We start from the raw sequence: 15,399 nt of genomic DNA on the forward strand, positions 1-15,399 counted from the left end.
CTATTTTCTCATTGAAGAGATAATTCTATATCCTCTTTGTGCGATAAAGTCTGCTACTTCATCTGGATTTTCAGAATCCACGTGAAGAACAACTTGTACTTTTCCTTCACGGTGATATACAGAAATTGTATCTACATTGACATTATGATCTCGTAAAACATTTGAAATTTCTTCTAATGGACCAGGTTTATCTTCATTAATTTCGATAAATAAACGAGAACCAGGAGTATTATAACCTGAAATATCAATGAACGCATCCATAATATCTTTGTCAGTAATAATTCCCACTAAATTTCCTCTTGATTCAAGAACTGGTAAAACACCAATCCCTTGTTGTCTCATAATAGAAGCAGCTTCTTCTAAGACAGCAGTTGGTTTTACAGTAATCACTTGTTTCAACATAATATCTTTAGCAGTTGTTTTGTTTAATAAGTAGTTTAATTCATGCACACTTAAACTTGTTGCCATTGAAGGTGAGTTTTGAGCGACTAATTCAGCTGTTAATAAGCCTACTAATTTGTCTCCTTCAACAACTGGAAGACGATGCACATCATGTTCTTTCATTAAATCTAATGCTTTCATAACAGTTGTATTTGGTTCAACAGTTATTAAGTTTGTTGACATATAATCTTTTACTTCCATGATTATCCCCCTAAATATGCTTTTTGAACATCTTCACTTTCAAGTAATTCCTTACCTGTACCTGATAATACCACAGATCCTGTTTCTAATACATACCCTCTTGATGCAATGGATAATGCCATTTTCGCATTTTGCTCAATTAGTAATACCGTAGTTCCTTGTTTTTGAATTTCTTGAATGATATTGAAGATTTCTTTAATGAAAATTGGTGCTAATCCCATTGATGGTTCATCTAATAACAATAGTTTTGGACGAGTCATTAACGCACGTCCCATTGCTAACATTTGTTGTTCCCCACCTGATAATGTTGCAGCATCTTGATTTTTACGTTCTTCTAAAATTGGGAATCTCTCAAAGATGGCTTTCATATCTTTTTGAATTTCCTCTTTATCATTTCTTAAAAATGCTCCTAAATCAAGGTTTTCTTTTACTGAAAGTCCTCTAAATACATGACGACCTTCTGGAACTTGGGCTAAACCTAATGAAACAATTTTTTTCGCAGGTAATTTCGTAATATCTTGACCTAAATATTCAATCGTTCCAGCACTTGGACGTACCAACCCTGATAAAGTTTTTAAAATTGTTGATTTTCCAGCACCATTAGCACCGATTAGAGAAACAATTTCTCCTTCGTTAACGGTAAAGCTTACATCTTTAACGGCTTGAATCATGCCATAATGTACACTTAAATCTTTTACTTCTAACATGATTACTCTCCTCCTAAGTAAGCACGAATAACATCAGGATTTTTCTTAATTTCTTCTGGTGTTCCATGTGCTAATAATCTTCCATATTCTAATACATATAAACGTTGGCAAATTTCCATAACTAATGACATATCGTGTTCAATTAATACAACTGTTAATCCGAATTGTTCTTGGATTTGCGCAATTAATTTTGTTAGATTTGCTGTTTCTTGTGGGTTCATCCCTGCAGCAGGTTCATCTAAAAATAAAATTTTTGGTTTTGTTGCTAAGGCACGAACGATTTCTAATTCACGTTGTTGCCCATAAGCTAAGTTTTTCGCTTTATCTTGAGCAAATGATTCTAAGTTGAAGATTTTTAACAATTCTAAAGCTTCTTCTTTCATCATTTTTTCTGTTTCATAATAAGCTTTTGTTCTGAATAAACTTGAAAATAATGAATTTCCTTTATGAGCATGCATCGCTACCATTACATTTTCTAATACTGTTAAATCTTTAAATAAACGAATATTTTGGAAGGTACGTGCAAGCCCTAATTCTGTAATTTTATTAGGTGCAATTCCATTTAATAATGTTTTACCATTTTCAGTTTCTAATTCAATGGTTCCTTCTGTTGGAATATATACCCCTGTTAAAAGGTTGAAGAATGTTGTTTTACCGGCACCATTTGGTCCAATTAATCCAATTAATTCTCCTTTTTCAGCTTTAAGAGAAACATTTGAAACAGCTGATAATCCACCGAAATTTTTTGTTAAACCTTTTACTTCTAATAAACTCATTCTGTTTCTCCTTTCTCTTTTTTCTTCAATTTATTACTTAAGAATGTACCAAAACGGAATTCCCAAGTTCCTAACAATCCACCTGGACGGAAAATCATAATTAAAATTAATGCTACTGCATAAATAATCATACGTAATTGTCCAAATGGTTGTAAGAATGTATTAATAATTCCAAGTAAAATTGCTGCGACAAATGAACCAGTAAAACTACCGATTCCTCCAAATACAACAATGATTAATACATCGATTGATTTCATAAATGTAAAGTCACTTGGCGTTACAGTTCCTAAATAAGTGGCTGTTAATGTTCCACCAATACTTGCTGTAGCTGCTCCAATGATGAAAGCTAACATTTTATAACGCGTTACATTGACCCCCATAGATTCCGCTGCAATTTCATCTTGTAATACTGCATAAGTCGCACGACCTGCACTACTATTGGCATAGTTTAATACTAAAATAGTCGTTAAAACTAAAGCAATATAAACAATTGTCCATGTTGTTGTTAATGGAACCCCACTAATCCCTGCAGCACCATTTGTAATTTTCATATTATTTAATGCTACACGAATAATTTCAGCAACTCCTAATGTTGCAATCGCTAAGTAGTCTCCTTTTAAACGAAGTGTTGGTAAACCAACTAAATAAGCAATTACAATTGAAATGACTACACCGACTGCCATTCCAGCAAATAAGCCTGCTAAACCACTAACCGCTTTACCGATAATAGCAGCACTATACGCACCAATCGCAATAAATCCAGCATGCCCTAGTGAGAATTGACCTGCAACCCCCAAGATTAAATTTAATCCGACTGCGAAAATAATATTAATCATGATATTAATAAAAGTACTTTCGTAATAGAAATTAATCACACCTACTTGAACTAACACTTGAAGTAATAAATACACTACTACTGCAGAAGCTAACCAAATAAGATTTTTCTGATGAAATCGTTGCATGTTTCTCACCTACACTTTCTCTTTAACATTTTTACCAAACAAGCCTGCTGGTAATACTAATAAAATAACAAATAATAGGAAGTAAACTACTCCATCTTTATATGGAGAGAATCCTAAATAGCTAACTATAGTTTCTAATAAACCAATGACATAGCCACCAATCATGGCACCTGGAATACTACCAATTCCTCCTAATACCGCAGCTACGAAAGCTTTCAATCCTGGTACAATCCCCATTGTTGCAGAAAATGTATTATAATATAACGCCACTAATACCCCTGCAATCCCTGCAAGACTTGAACCTAATGCAAATGTAAATGAAATCACTTGATCCACATCAATCCCCATTAATTGCGCTGCATCTTCGTCCACTGCAACTGCACGCATAGCTTTCCCCATTTTTGTGTAATGAACGATAAATTGTAATAATGCCATTAAAATTACTGTTGTAGCAAAAATTAATACTTGTTTTCCATTAATCGTAATATTTCCAAATAAAGTGTAGTTTGTTGTTCCAAAATCAGATGGGAATGGACGGATTTCTGCTCCGAATAGATAACTCATTACATTTTCAAGTAAAAATGAAACCCCAATTGCTGTAATCAAAGCAGCAACACGAGTTGAACGTCTTAAAGGTTTGTATGCTACTCGCTCAATAACAACTCCTAAAACCGCACAGCTGACCATTGCTAATAGAAGAGATAAGAAAATATTTAACCCCAATCCATTCATTGCATAGAAACCAACAAAAGCACCCATCATATATACATCACCATGAGCGAAGTTGATTAATTTAATCGTTCCATAAACCATTGTATAGCCAAGTGCCACTAAAGCATAAATACTTCCTAAGGCAATCCCATTGACTAATTGTTGTATCAATAGCTCCATTTTAAGCTCCTTTCTCTTTAAAACCAAATTTTTCTAATATTGTTGTTAATTTGCCTATCATGTGAAAAAAGAGGCGGGTCTCCCCAACTGCCTCTCTTTCCTCAATACTTTATCTATTATTGTGCTGAATATTCTTTAGCACTTACTTCTTCACCATTTTGGAATTCGATAACAACTGTTGATTTAACAGGAGTATGATCTTTACCCATTGTGAATGTACCAGTAACACCGTCAAAATCTGTAGATTCTGCTAATGCTTTTTTGATTGCTTGAGCATCAGTTGAACCTGCTTTTTCAATAGCTTTCATTAATAATTGTGCTGCATCATATGCTAAAGCTGAGAATGAATCTGGTGTTGTACCATATTTTTCTTTATAAGCTTTGATGAATTCTTGAACATCTGCATCTGTACTCTTAGCAGAGAAGTGAGCTGTATAAAAGACATTTGTTAAGTTTGCTTTGTTACCAGCTAATTCTGCTAATTTTTCACTTGATAATCCATCTCCACCAACGATTGGTTGAGTGATTCCTAATTCACGAGCTTGTTTGATGATTAAACCAACTTCTTCGTAATATCCTGGGATATATAATACATCAAATGATTTTGATTTTAATGAAGTTAATACTGCTTGGAAATCTGTATCTTTTGATTGATAAGTTTCTTTCGCAACAATTTGTCCACCGATTTTAGCATCTGTATAAGTTTTTTCAAATGCTTCTGATAAACCTTTTGAGTAGTCACTTGCTGAGTCTTGTAGTACTGCTACTTTAGCATTTGGGAATTTTTGGCTTACAAATCCTGCACCTACAACCCCTTGATAATTATCAGAGAAACATACACGGAAAATGTAGTCATATACTGATTCTGGGTTTTTCGCATCTTTTAATGTAATTCCGTCCCCTGTTGTTGCTGGGAATACTGCAGGAATTTTTGCTTGTTCCATGATTGGGATTGAAACTTGAGCATCTCCTGTTGTAGCTGGTCCGACAACCCCAACAACTTTTTCAGAAACTAATTTTTTAGCAACAGAAGCTACTTCTGTTTTTTCTGATTTATTATCGTAAGATACATATTTTAATTCTTTATCTAATAATTTACCTTTTTGTTCAACGGCTAATTTAACAGCGTTATCCATAGCTGAACCATAAGCGGCAACATTACCTGTTAACTCAAAGTTACCACCAAGTTTTACTGTGTTACCATTTGATGCACCACCTGCACTACATCCTGCTAAAATAGCTGCTGATACCAATCCTAATCCAAATTTTTTTAAATTCATCATAATCCCTCATTTCATAATCTGTTTTTTAAGTGATGAGAAGATTATATAATATTCTGACAATTCATGCAATTGTTTTTTTAAAATTTTTTTGAATTTATTTAAACTTTTTTTAATTGTTTTTTAATCCATGACAACTTAGCGCTTACATTTTGTGAAATAAGTAATTTTAATGAATAATTGACTCTCTCGTAGTGAGATTTTCCCTGGCTATTACCCAGAAAGTCTCATTTTTTTCGAAATCTCCCTTATACAAAAAGTAGGAATAGACTTCCCGTAGTAGTAAAAGTAAAAGAAGCCACACAAGTTGTGGCTTCTTTTACTGGGAAAATCGAGACCTAGGCTCGATTTTTAGCCATGAGATTCGCAATAGCGAAGCTGCTGGCGTCCATTACTACTACATTTGGAAGTCTATTCCTACGCATCCATTTCTACAAAAACAACCTTCAAATAATCACTCAACGGTGTATGCGGCGCCACCGGAAAATCCATCGGCAATTTCTTCTGATGCTCTAAACGATACCTTCTTCCAGAAGAACGAAGCCCCTTGTGAATCATCTCTAAAAATTGCTTCTCAGAAACATTAGCCGCATTTGTCGACAAAATTAAATTCCCATTTTTCGCCGTTAGCGGAACTAATTGCTCCACTAAGCCAGCATAATCTTTTGCAACTGAAAAAGTTCTCTTTTTTGTACGAGCAAAACTAGGAGGATCTAACACAATCGTATCAAATGTTAAAGATTTCTTTGCAGCATATTTAATATAATCAAATACATCCATTACATAAATCTTTTGTTCTGCTGCATCAATCCCATTCACTTCAAATTGTTCTCTCGTCTTCTCTAAACTACGATTGGCAACATCCACACTTGTTGTTTGAATCGCACCACCCATTGCTGCAGCTACAGAAAATGCACCCGTATAACTAAATAAATTCAAGATAGTTTTTCCAGCACTATAGTCATCTCTTATTAATGTACGAACTTCACGTTGATCTAAAAATATACCCGTCATCAATCCTTCATCAAGATACGTTGCATAACGAACTCCTTCTTCTTGAACAATTAATGGTTCACTCGCCTTCACTCCTCTTACGAATTGACTTTCCGGTAATTTTTCTTTTGAAGAATAACGAATCTTTTCATAAATTCCTTGGATACTTGGAATTGCTTCTTGCAATTGGTCTACTAACAACTCTTTCCATTGATAAATCCCTGCACTATACCATGAAACAACTACAAATCCATCATACCAATCAATCGTAATTCCACCTAGTCCATCTCCTTCTCCATTAAACAGACGAAAAGCTGTTGTACTGTCATCCATCATTAAAGAAGAACGTTTTTGTGCTGCTTTTTGGAATAAGCCTTTTACCAATTGAGGGGTTAGTTTTTCACCATCTTTTTTAGAATAAACCCATCCAATCCCTTTATGTTGAAACCCTACATAAGCCATTGCTAAAAATTCTTTCTTTTCATCACAAACACGAACACATTCGCCTTCTTTTGCTTCGAGTGGTTTTGCTAAATCCTCTTGATTTAATAAAGGAGAGCCTTTTTTCACTAATTTTGCGGCTTTCGTTTTTAAAATGATTTCTTTCATAATTCTAATCTCCTTTTTCTTTCTTGATATTTTTGATAACACCAATATCCCAAAACGCTTCCCAATACATTACAGATGACATCATCAATATGAGTCACACCCGTTGAAAACAACCATTGACTAATTTCTATTAAAAGTGAAATGAATAAACCTGCCCAAAATGATAATTTATAATGGCTTTTCTCCTTTAATAAAATCCCACAAAATAAACCAATTGGCATAAACCAAATAATATTCCCGAACACATTATAATAAGCTGCAAATAGTGATCCATGTATAAATAGTTTTACACTATCTACAAAAGGTATCCAATAAATGTCTTGCAACGGTCGTGGCGAAATCTTCATCAATTTAAAAATACTCGATTGACGAAAAATCGTAATATTTAATAATACGAGTAAATAGAAAATAAATAGATGAAGATAACCTTCTAGTTTCCAATCAATCTTTTGTTTGTAATATTTTCTATATAACAGAGAAATCGACCATACTCCTAGCCATCCAATAAAGAATATGAGAGCATGATCGATACTATTCATTAAAAGACGAATCAAAAGGAAATGATTTATTCGTCCGTCCAACGACTGTTCTAGCCATTGATAGATTGGTTCTAAAAAAAACATTTCCCGATTCATCCCTTTCCTTATTCTTTTTCTTCTTTTCCAGGGAATGTAAGTGTAAATGTCGTTCCCTCTCCAAGTTCACTTTCTGTCTGAATTGTTCCATGATGACTATTCATTAATGAATGAACAATGGCTAAGCCAATTCCAGACTCCCCATATTTTGTACTCTTTCTTGAAACATCAGCTTTATAAAATCTTTCCCAGATTGCTTCTACTTCTTTTTTACTTATTCCAATTCCATCATCAATAATTTGCACAATGGCTTTCGAATCTTCATTCCAGCCTTTAAGAAGAATATGTCCCTTATCTGTAAACTGGTTCGCATTTTTTGTCATATTCACTAAAATTTGAATAAAGCGATCATAATCCGCATAAACTGTAAAATCTTTGGGGCATTCACAGCGTAAGTCATTCTCCTTATTTTTAGCTAATTCTTGCAATTGATCGACAACATTTTGTAAAGCTTCTGCCCCTGAGAAATTTTGCTTCACTAAAACAATTTGATCTGAACGGATTTTTTCATAATCTAGATTTTCATTCACTAATCGGATAAGACGTTGTGTTTCATTCGTGATTAATTCTAAACTTCTCTCACGACGAGACTCTGGTATCATGTGGTGAATTAATCCTTCCAATAATCCATTCATCGTTGTTAGTGGTGTTCTCATTTCATGAGCGACATCCATCATTAATTGACGTCTTAAATTCTCTTGTCGTTCAATTTCTTGTTCAGACCTCTGCAATGACTCTGCCATCTTATTAAAGTCCATTACTAAATCATCGAATTCATCTCGTTTTTGAGTTGGAAGAGAAATATCATAATTTCCTTCTGCAATTTCATGGGTTGCTTTTCTTAAGCGATTAATTCTTCTTGTTTGATAGTTGGCAAATATGACACTTAGAATAACTCCTGCCACTGCTGCTGATGAAAATCCTACTAAAATAGAATTTTTCAGTTCTGCCATTTCTGTTTCAATACGACTTAATGGACTAGAAATTGCTAGAAAACCAGTATAAGTTTTGTCTTTAAAAATTGGATAATAAATCGTCACTAAATCAGCTGCTTCACCAACAAAATTATGCTTTGTTTGCTTCATATTAATGGCAGAACCATCTTGAAGATGTTGTAATTCTTCATCAGATAATGAACTTTTTACATTTAATACTGTTGTTGGATAGGTCATTTTATTATCTTTATCAAAAATCGCAACTCCTAAATGTTCATCTTTCAACAAGGATAAGCTGCTATTAATTTGTTCAGCAGTTAAATCATTTACTAAAATCGCTTTGGCATATCCAAATAGTTGTTGCGAACGCTGTAAGAATATTTTATTCGTCATAACATTATAAAATAATAATCCACAAACAACAACGGATACTAATACAACTGATAAAAATCCTACTAATTGTTGGTAAAAATATTTCATCTTCTAAATCCCACTATCATCAAATTTATATCCTACACCCCATACAGTTTGAATGACATGAGGGCCTACTGCTTCAATTTTTTGACGTAATTTTTTAATATGTGCATCAATCGTACGCTCATCACCAAAGAAAGGATCTTCCCAAATCTTCGTTAATAAGTGTTCTCTTGAGAATACTTGACGAGGATGTTGTGCCATTAAAACTAATAAATCAAACTCTTTAGGAGTTAATCCATCAATTTTCACCCCATCAATAAAGGCTTCATGAGTTTTTGTATTAATCGAAACATGTTTTGTTTCAATATCAAATTGTCCTGAACTTGTTGGAGCTTCACTAGCAACTCCTCTACCAATGCGACGATGTAATGCTTTAATACGAGCCATCATTGTTAATGGACTAAATGGTTTTGCCACATAATCGTCAGCACCAATTTCTAACCCAATGACTTGGTCACTTTCTGAATCTCTTGCTGTTAACATGACAATTGGTACTTGCTCATTCATTTGACGAATTTGGCGACAAATTTGCATGCCATCCATTGAAGGTAAATTCAAATCTAAAATCACTAGATCCCATTTATCTTGATCATTAACAAATGCCTCATACCCTTCTTTACCATCATGATAAAACTCTGCTGTCCAACCTTCTTTTTCAAAAAACATTTCCATCATTTCACATACTGCTTCTGTATCTTCAATCATTAAAATATGCATCTTACTTCCTCCTTTTTGGATGATTTCATACTTAGTATACCTTAATTTTATGAATCCGTTAACTAGAAAGTATGAAGATTTTATGAAGATAAAAAAGAGACGACTGAAGTCGCCTCAGAATTTTCGTTTTATTTGAGCTTTAGTAGTAATTTACTGACGTTTTTTGAAAATTTTCCAACAAATGATCCCAACAATAATAACGAACACTGTTCCCACAATCATCATCGCTCTATAATGCTCGACAAAAATAACTCCACATGGCCTTGGATCTGAATTTTCACCTGTTCGTTCTATATATTTTTCATTTAAGTAAGCAGCTAACACCTTTTGCGCTGTTTCGTATGGATAAAGTGTATCAAATTTTAATGTTCCTGCTTCACTCTTCATCTGAGTTTCTTCAAATGGTAGTGAGTGAATAAGCATGCGATATTCATTATCTGCTAACTTCACTAAAACAATTGGATCTACCATCACTTTTGTGGGGTGGATATAATAAATGGCTTTTGGGTTGATTGATTGCTCTTTTAACACCTTTTCTATTGTTTGAGCAAATGGTTCTGCTCCTTCTTCATATTCACCTACGGAAGTAATATCCCATTTCCCAATTTGTTTTTCTTGTTCGGCAACACTCTCTGCACTCGTCAATCCATTTGCCACAGCTTTTTTCGCTTCTTCTCTGTCAAAATCCTTTACAATATCAAATCGAATTTCTACTTTTGGTTGACGATGAGAAGTTGGTACAATCCAATAATACTCTGTTTTTTTCAATTCTTCTTTTAAACTTGCATCATTAATCTGAGGAACAGTTTCCAAAAACGATGCTTCTTCATACACTTTCACCGCTTTATCCCATTGAATATCTGAAGATAAAAATAATTGATTCAACCTCTCTTCTGATTTTGTTGCTAAACTCTCAAATTCACTTTGACCGATATCAGAAGCCATATTCTCACTTTCCATTGCCAACACAGTCGAACTTCCTAAAGTTAATAACAACATTCCTAGTAATAAAGTGATTATTTTTTTCATGTTGTTCTCCCCCAATCTTCATGTTCACTCATTGCATCTTACTATTTTATATCGTGTATATAGTTGTCATTTAGCGTATGAAAATTTCGTTATTAAAGCATTCTTCCTAGGTCAACAATCCACACTTATGTTTTCATCTATCCTCCTGTTATACAACTTTTATATTTCGATTCAATTGTACTGCAACAAACAAACTTTGTAAACGATTACTTTTCAAAATGAAAAAAGAGCTAAGTTCAACTACTTAGCTCTTTCTCATCTAAAAACTTTCAATCTTTTTCTTGTAATTTGAATCGTAAAATATTCAATTGATCCATCTGCTCTTCACTCCATGGTGAACGACGTCTAGAGATTTCTTGATATTGTCTAGATAATTGTTCTTGCTTCTTCTTACTTCGTTGAATTTCTTTAAAAAATTCTCTTGCAGATTTTCTTAAAGCACCTTTTTGAAAAATGACCCATTGCTCTGCTAAATCACTCGTTGCTACAGACACTTGAATGACTTGCGTATTCATTTCACTAACTGTTCTCTCAATATATTCATCTGCCGTTTCATCTTCTGCTGTAAAAATAACTTTCACTTGAGAAGATTCAAATGACTGAGTAATTCCAGGAACAAATTGTGCATCAAAAACAATCCACACTTCAACATGTTCAAATTTTCTAAAATTAGCGCAATGATGAATGAGTAAATCTCGAGCACTTTCTAAATCACCTTGTTTTTTTAAACTCACTAATTCCGGCCATGCACCAATCATATTATACCCATCAATGATATATAATTGTTTCTTCATAAATCACCTATTAATGACGAGAACGGAAAACTTCATACATCATTAAAGCACTTGCAACACTCGCATTTAAACTTTGAACATGTCCGGTCATCGGAATGGTAATCATCTCATCCACGGCATCTTTAACAATGCGAGATACTCCTTTTCCTTCATTTCCCATGACAATTGCAATTGGCCCCTTTGTATTCCACTGACGATAATCCGTCCCTTTCATATCTGTTCCAAACACCCAAACGCCACGTTCTTTTAATTGCTCAATTGTTTGAGTTAAATTCGTTACACGAACAACTGGAACATACTCAATAGCCCCTGTAGAAGCTTTCGCTACAGTAGATGTTAAAGAAACACTTCTTCTCTTTGGAATAATAATGCCGTGAACTCCCGTAGCATCTGCAGTACGTAAAATACTTCCTAAATTATACGGATCTTCAATGCCATCTAAAATTAAAATAAATGGATCTTCATTTTTTTCCTGAGCTTTTTCAAAGACATCTTCTAAAGTTGCATATTCATAAGCTGCAATTGAAGCAACCACTCCTTGATGGACAACTTCACCCACAAGATCTTGTAATTTAGCTTTCGGTACATTTTGAATTTGAATCCGGTGTTCTTTTGCTAAATCAATAATCGGTGTAATTTCCTTTCCAGATAAAGCTTCTTGAACCCATAATTTATTCACACGTTCTGGTTGTTGTAATGCTTCTCTTACTGCATGACGTCCATATACAAAATCTGTAGGCTCTTGCTCATTTGAAGAACTTTCCGGTGTATATTTTGGACGAGGTGCTTTAGCCTCTTTTTTGAATCCCTTTGGTTGACTTCCTTTTCTTCTATTCGAGTTTCTTTCTTGTCTAGCCATGTTTTTCCTCCACTTGTTGAATACACCATGCGATGACTTCCTCTAATCGCTCTTTTTGTCCACTTAAATATAAGTAGCCAATCATCGCTTCAAATCCTGTAGACATACGATAAGTAATGACATCTGCATTTTTCGCCTTTGTATGACTCTTAGCATTTCTTCCACGTTTGAAGTATTCTAATTCTTCTTCTGTTAAAAATGACTCATTATCCAACATTTGTTGAATTAAATTTGCTTGAGCCTTGGCAGAAACATAACGAGTAGCTTCACGATGCAAGATATTTGGCTTCGTCTTTCCTGTTCTCAATACATGTTGACGAATATATAATTCATAAATACCATCACCCATATAAGCTAATGTTAAGCCATTTAATAAATGCCAATCTTTAATGATTTCCATTATACTCTTCTCCATCTTGTTCCTTGTGCAGTATCTTCTAACACAATTCCTTGAGCTTTCAATAATTCTCTAATTTCATCACTTCGTGCAAAGTTTTTCGCTTTTCTTGCTTCTAAACGTTCATCAATTAATGCTTGAATTTCATCATCTACTAATTCTTCTTGAACTTCTTTCATTCCAAAAATCGCAAATAATTGTTCAGCTTTTTGTAATAATTTTTCTAAAATAACACGTGATACTGCTTCACGCTCTAAATAAACATTCCATTCTTTTAGGAATTGATATAATACTGTCATCCCGTTAGCTGCATTAAAATCATCATCCATTTCTTCTTGGAATTTTCCTTCTAATGCTTCAAAACTAGCCCATACATCTTGATCATCTTCTAATGATTCAACTGCCTGTTCTAAACGATAACGTGTATTGCTAAAAGTTGTTTGAATTTTTGACACATTGGCTGTTGCTTCTTGCAGTGAAGATTCACTGAATTTTAATGGTCTACGATAGTGAGCACTTGCCAAGAAGAAACGTAAAATTTGAGGGTCAATTTCTTTAATAATATCGTGAACTAATACAAAATTACCAAGAGATTTACTCATTTTTTCTCCATCTTCCCCCATTGTTACAAAGGCATTATGCATCCAATAACGCGCAAACGGATGACCTGTTTTCGATTCACTTTGCGCAATTTCATTTTCATGGTGTGGGAATGCTAAGTCTTGTCCACCACCGTGAATATCAATAGTATCTCCTAAATGTTTTGTCGCCATTACGGAACATTCAATATGCCAACCTGGACGACCTTTGCCCCAAGGAGAATCCCAACTAATTTCACCTGGTTTTGCACTTTTCCATAGAGCAAAATCTAATGGATTTCTCTTTTTAGCATCATCTGCACTTTCCGTTCTTTGGCTAGCTCCTACTTGTAAATCTTGAATACTTTGATCACTTAATTTTCCATAATCTTTGAATTTTTCAGTAATGAAATATACATCTCCACCAGATTCATAGGCAGCTTCTTTTTCGACTAATGCTTTTACAAAGGCAATAATATCATCCATTGTATTCATCACTGTTGGATTTAAAGTTGCTTTTTTTACATTTAATGCAGCTGTATCTTCGTAGAAAGCTTCAATATATTTTTTAGAAACTTCTTCAGGTGTCATCCCTGTTTCATTCGCTGCTTTAATAATTTTATCATCCACATCTGTAAAATTAGAAACATAGTTCACATCATAACCACGGTATTCAAAATAACGACGAATCGTATCAAATGCAACCGTACTTCTCGCATTTCCAATATGAATATAATTGTAAACAGTTGGTCCACAAACATACATTTTTACTTTGCCTGGTTCTAGTGGTTTAAATTCTTCTTTTTGACGTGTTAAAGTGTTATATACTTGAATCATAATTTCCTCCATATAATTCTGTGATTTCGTGTTCTTCTTTTGAATGAATTCGAACAACTTTAGCAGGTAATCCTACCGCTGTTGTATGAGCTGGAATATCTGATAATACTACTGCTGCTGCACCAATTTTGGCACCTTTCCCAATCGTAACTGGTCCAATTACTTGAACATGAGCAGACAATAATACTCCATCTTCAATGGTTGGATGACGTTTTCCCGTTTGCTTTCCTGTTCCTCCTAAAGTAACTCCGTGGAACATTTTCACATCATCTCCGATAATCGCAGTTTCACCAATGACAATTCCCATTCCATGGTCAATAAAAAATCGACGACCAATTTGAGCTGCCGGGTGAATTTCAATTCCAGTAAAAAATCGACTAAATGTACTCAGCATGCGAGCAAGAAGTCTACATCGGCAAGTAGTATGTAACCAATGTGCTAGTCGATGCAACACAGTCGCATGATAGCCTGGATACGTTAAAATAATTTCTAAACTACTTCGTGCAGCTGGATCGTTCTTTTTATAGGTTTCCATATCCTCTTGAAAACGCCCCATCTCCTCACTCTCCTTTACTAGTACTATTTTTTTATTATAGCATATTTTCTACTGTTTTTTCGCTTTCTCAAATTAAGAAACTAAAAAACAGTAAACCTTTTTTGATTTACTGTTGCTAAAACTATTATATTCAATTATACAAACTGAAATTTAAAGTGCTATCTTCTTCCATTTTCTGATTTTTGTTCTGAAAGTTCCAAAAGGTGCAACTGTATTCACATGAATAAATTTATATACTTCCCATACTGCTGTTTTAGTCGCTTCATCAGCCCATTTTCTCATATGTGGTTTAAATAATTCTTCCTCACTCAACGAATCAATCATTACACAAATAGAATTAACATTTGCTTTTAATTTTAGTTTTAACTCTTGTATAGATAAGTGAGCATAAGTATCCGTAAACCACTGATATAATTCACCAAGTTGATTCCATTTAAATTCATTTGATGGTGTTTTTACTTGAAGTCCATTTCTTTCATCTTCCTCCCATTTAAGAACTAAGCTTGTCCAGCCTACCTGATAAGCAAGATTTTCAGCCGGAGTTCTATCGACTTCATCAAATCTCTTATCTTTTAAACTTTCCGGAATATCCTCAAATTCTGAAATATATTTACCAAATGCTTTATTTATTTCAAGTTTGAGTTCTTCTTTATTTTCGTATGCTCTCAAAAACTCACCTCTTCAACTTCTAATTTGTTTCACTCAATATTCCCATGATATTATAG

Annotated in this window: 17 protein-coding genes; all 17 read right to left on the reverse strand. The window is 34.0% G+C overall.

From position 1 onward, the window contains the following. Entirely contained in the window at window positions 1-642 is a 642-nt protein-coding gene (locus RWO76_RS05700; protein WP_314354705.1) for a CBS and ACT domain-containing protein, read from the reverse strand. A gap of 2 nt (window positions 643-644) precedes the next feature. Continuing rightward, window positions 645-1,349, reverse strand: a complete 705-nt coding sequence (locus RWO76_RS05705) for an ABC transporter ATP-binding protein (RefSeq protein ID WP_314076869.1) — start codon at window positions 1,347-1,349, stop codon at window positions 645-647. A 2-nt stretch (window positions 1,350-1,351) separates the two neighbouring features. After that, on the reverse strand, window positions 1,352-2,125 hold the full coding sequence (locus RWO76_RS05710; protein WP_314354706.1) for an ABC transporter ATP-binding protein: 774 nt from the start codon (window positions 2,123-2,125) through the stop codon (window positions 1,352-1,354). Beyond that, window positions 2,122-3,087 (reverse strand): branched-chain amino acid ABC transporter permease, encoded by a 966-nt coding sequence (locus RWO76_RS05715; RefSeq protein ID WP_314354707.1) that lies wholly within the window; start codon window positions 3,085-3,087, stop codon window positions 2,122-2,124. Before RWO76_RS05715 ends, RWO76_RS05710 begins: the two co-directional genes overlap by 4 nt. A gap of 9 nt (window positions 3,088-3,096) precedes the next feature. Continuing rightward, a complete protein-coding gene (locus RWO76_RS05720; RefSeq protein WP_314354720.1) occupies window positions 3,097-3,969 on the reverse strand; it encodes a branched-chain amino acid ABC transporter permease in 873 nt (290 codons plus the stop codon). A gap of 125 nt (window positions 3,970-4,094) precedes the next feature. Next, entirely contained in the window at window positions 4,095-5,258 is a 1,164-nt protein-coding gene (locus RWO76_RS05725; protein ID WP_314354708.1) for an ABC transporter substrate-binding protein, read from the reverse strand. Between the two features lie 417 nt (window positions 5,259-5,675). Continuing rightward, window positions 5,676-6,860, reverse strand: coding sequence for a class I SAM-dependent rRNA methyltransferase (locus tag RWO76_RS05730; protein WP_314354709.1), 1,185 nt, complete (start codon window positions 6,858-6,860; stop codon window positions 5,676-5,678). Continuing rightward, on the reverse strand, window positions 6,857-7,483 hold the full coding sequence (locus RWO76_RS05735) for a VanZ family protein (protein ID WP_314354710.1): 627 nt from the start codon (window positions 7,481-7,483) through the stop codon (window positions 6,857-6,859). Before RWO76_RS05735 ends, RWO76_RS05730 begins: the two co-directional genes overlap by 4 nt. 20 nt (window positions 7,484-7,503) lie before the next feature. Next, window positions 7,504-8,910, reverse strand: a complete 1,407-nt coding sequence (locus tag RWO76_RS05740; RefSeq protein ID WP_314354711.1) for a HAMP domain-containing sensor histidine kinase — start codon at window positions 8,908-8,910, stop codon at window positions 7,504-7,506. 3 nt (window positions 8,911-8,913) lie between these two features. Further along, complete coding sequence (locus RWO76_RS05745) at window positions 8,914-9,624, reverse strand: response regulator transcription factor (protein WP_314354712.1); 711 nt, start codon at window positions 9,622-9,624, stop codon at window positions 8,914-8,916. Between the two features lie 150 nt (window positions 9,625-9,774). After that, window positions 9,775-10,653 (reverse strand): hypothetical protein, encoded by an 879-nt coding sequence (locus RWO76_RS05750; RefSeq protein WP_314354713.1) that lies wholly within the window; start codon window positions 10,651-10,653, stop codon window positions 9,775-9,777. A gap of 269 nt (window positions 10,654-10,922) precedes the next feature. Then, window positions 10,923-11,447, reverse strand: a complete 525-nt coding sequence (locus RWO76_RS05755; protein ID WP_314354714.1) for an NYN domain-containing protein — start codon at window positions 11,445-11,447, stop codon at window positions 10,923-10,925. Window positions 11,448-11,457: 10 nt separating this feature from the next. Further along, window positions 11,458-12,306: a 23S rRNA (guanosine(2251)-2'-O)-methyltransferase RlmB gene (rlmB, locus tag RWO76_RS05760; RefSeq protein ID WP_314354715.1), complete on the reverse strand. Its 849-nt coding sequence runs from the start codon at window positions 12,304-12,306 to the stop codon at window positions 11,458-11,460. Continuing rightward, window positions 12,299-12,721 carry a Mini-ribonuclease 3 gene (locus tag RWO76_RS05765; RefSeq protein WP_396276391.1) on the reverse strand — a complete coding sequence of 141 codons (423 nt, stop codon included), beginning with the start codon at window positions 12,719-12,721 and terminating at the stop codon, window positions 12,299-12,301. Before RWO76_RS05765 ends, rlmB begins: the two co-directional genes overlap by 8 nt. After that, entirely contained in the window at window positions 12,706-14,118 is a 1,413-nt protein-coding gene (cysS, locus tag RWO76_RS05770; RefSeq protein WP_314354716.1) for a cysteine--tRNA ligase, read from the reverse strand. The genes RWO76_RS05765 and cysS overlap by 16 nt, the downstream gene beginning before the upstream one ends. Beyond that, the gene (gene epsC / locus RWO76_RS05775) at window positions 14,102-14,674 is read right to left on the reverse strand and encodes a serine O-acetyltransferase EpsC (protein ID WP_314354717.1); all 573 of its coding nucleotides are present in this window, start codon (window positions 14,672-14,674) and stop codon (window positions 14,102-14,104) included. Before epsC ends, cysS begins: the two co-directional genes overlap by 17 nt. Before the next feature lie 150 nt (window positions 14,675-14,824). Next, window positions 14,825-15,343, reverse strand: a complete 519-nt coding sequence (locus RWO76_RS05780; RefSeq protein WP_314354718.1) for a ClbS/DfsB family four-helix bundle protein — start codon at window positions 15,341-15,343, stop codon at window positions 14,825-14,827. Window positions 15,344-15,399 lie beyond the last annotated feature (56 nt).

This window comes from uncultured Granulicatella sp. (assembly GCF_963521425.1).
Lineage (GTDB): Bacteria > Bacillota > Bacilli > Lactobacillales > Aerococcaceae > Granulicatella.

Coding starts and splice junctions, on each gene's coding strand:
- RWO76_RS05755 (WP_314354714.1), bottom strand. CDS start 11,447: ATGAAGAAACAATTATATATCATTGATGGGTATAATATGATTGGTGCA.
- RWO76_RS05750 (WP_314354713.1), bottom strand. CDS start 10,653: ATGAAAAAAATAATCACTTTATTACTAGGAATGTTGTTATTAACTTTA.
- RWO76_RS05740 (WP_314354711.1), bottom strand. CDS start 8,910: ATGAAATATTTTTACCAACAATTAGTAGGATTTTTATCAGTTGTATTA.
- RWO76_RS05735 (WP_314354710.1), bottom strand. CDS start 7,483: ATGTTTTTTTTAGAACCAATCTATCAATGGCTAGAACAGTCGTTGGAC.
- RWO76_RS05710 (WP_314354706.1), bottom strand. CDS start 2,125: ATGAGTTTATTAGAAGTAAAAGGTTTAACAAAAAATTTCGGTGGATTA.
- RWO76_RS05715 (WP_314354707.1), bottom strand. CDS start 3,087: ATGCAACGATTTCATCAGAAAAATCTTATTTGGTTAGCTTCTGCAGTA.
- RWO76_RS05705 (WP_314076869.1), bottom strand. CDS start 1,349: ATGTTAGAAGTAAAAGATTTAAGTGTACATTATGGCATGATTCAAGCC.
- rlmB (WP_314354715.1), bottom strand. CDS start 12,306: ATGGCTAGACAAGAAAGAAACTCGAATAGAAGAAAAGGAAGTCAACCA.
- RWO76_RS05745 (WP_314354712.1), bottom strand. CDS start 9,624: ATGCATATTTTAATGATTGAAGATACAGAAGCAGTATGTGAAATGATG.
- RWO76_RS05725 (WP_314354708.1), bottom strand. CDS start 5,258: ATGAATTTAAAAAAATTTGGATTAGGATTGGTATCAGCAGCTATTTTA.
- RWO76_RS05700 (WP_314354705.1), bottom strand. CDS start 642: ATGGAAGTAAAAGATTATATGTCAACAAACTTAATAACTGTTGAACCA.
- cysS (WP_314354716.1), bottom strand. CDS start 14,118: ATGATTCAAGTATATAACACTTTAACACGTCAAAAAGAAGAATTTAAA.
- epsC (WP_314354717.1), bottom strand. CDS start 14,674: ATGGGGCGTTTTCAAGAGGATATGGAAACCTATAAAAAGAACGATCCA.
- RWO76_RS05730 (WP_314354709.1), bottom strand. CDS start 6,860: ATGAAAGAAATCATTTTAAAAACGAAAGCCGCAAAATTAGTGAAAAAA.
- RWO76_RS05765 (WP_396276391.1), bottom strand. CDS start 12,721: ATGGAGAAGAGTATAATGGAAATCATTAAAGATTGGCATTTATTAAAT.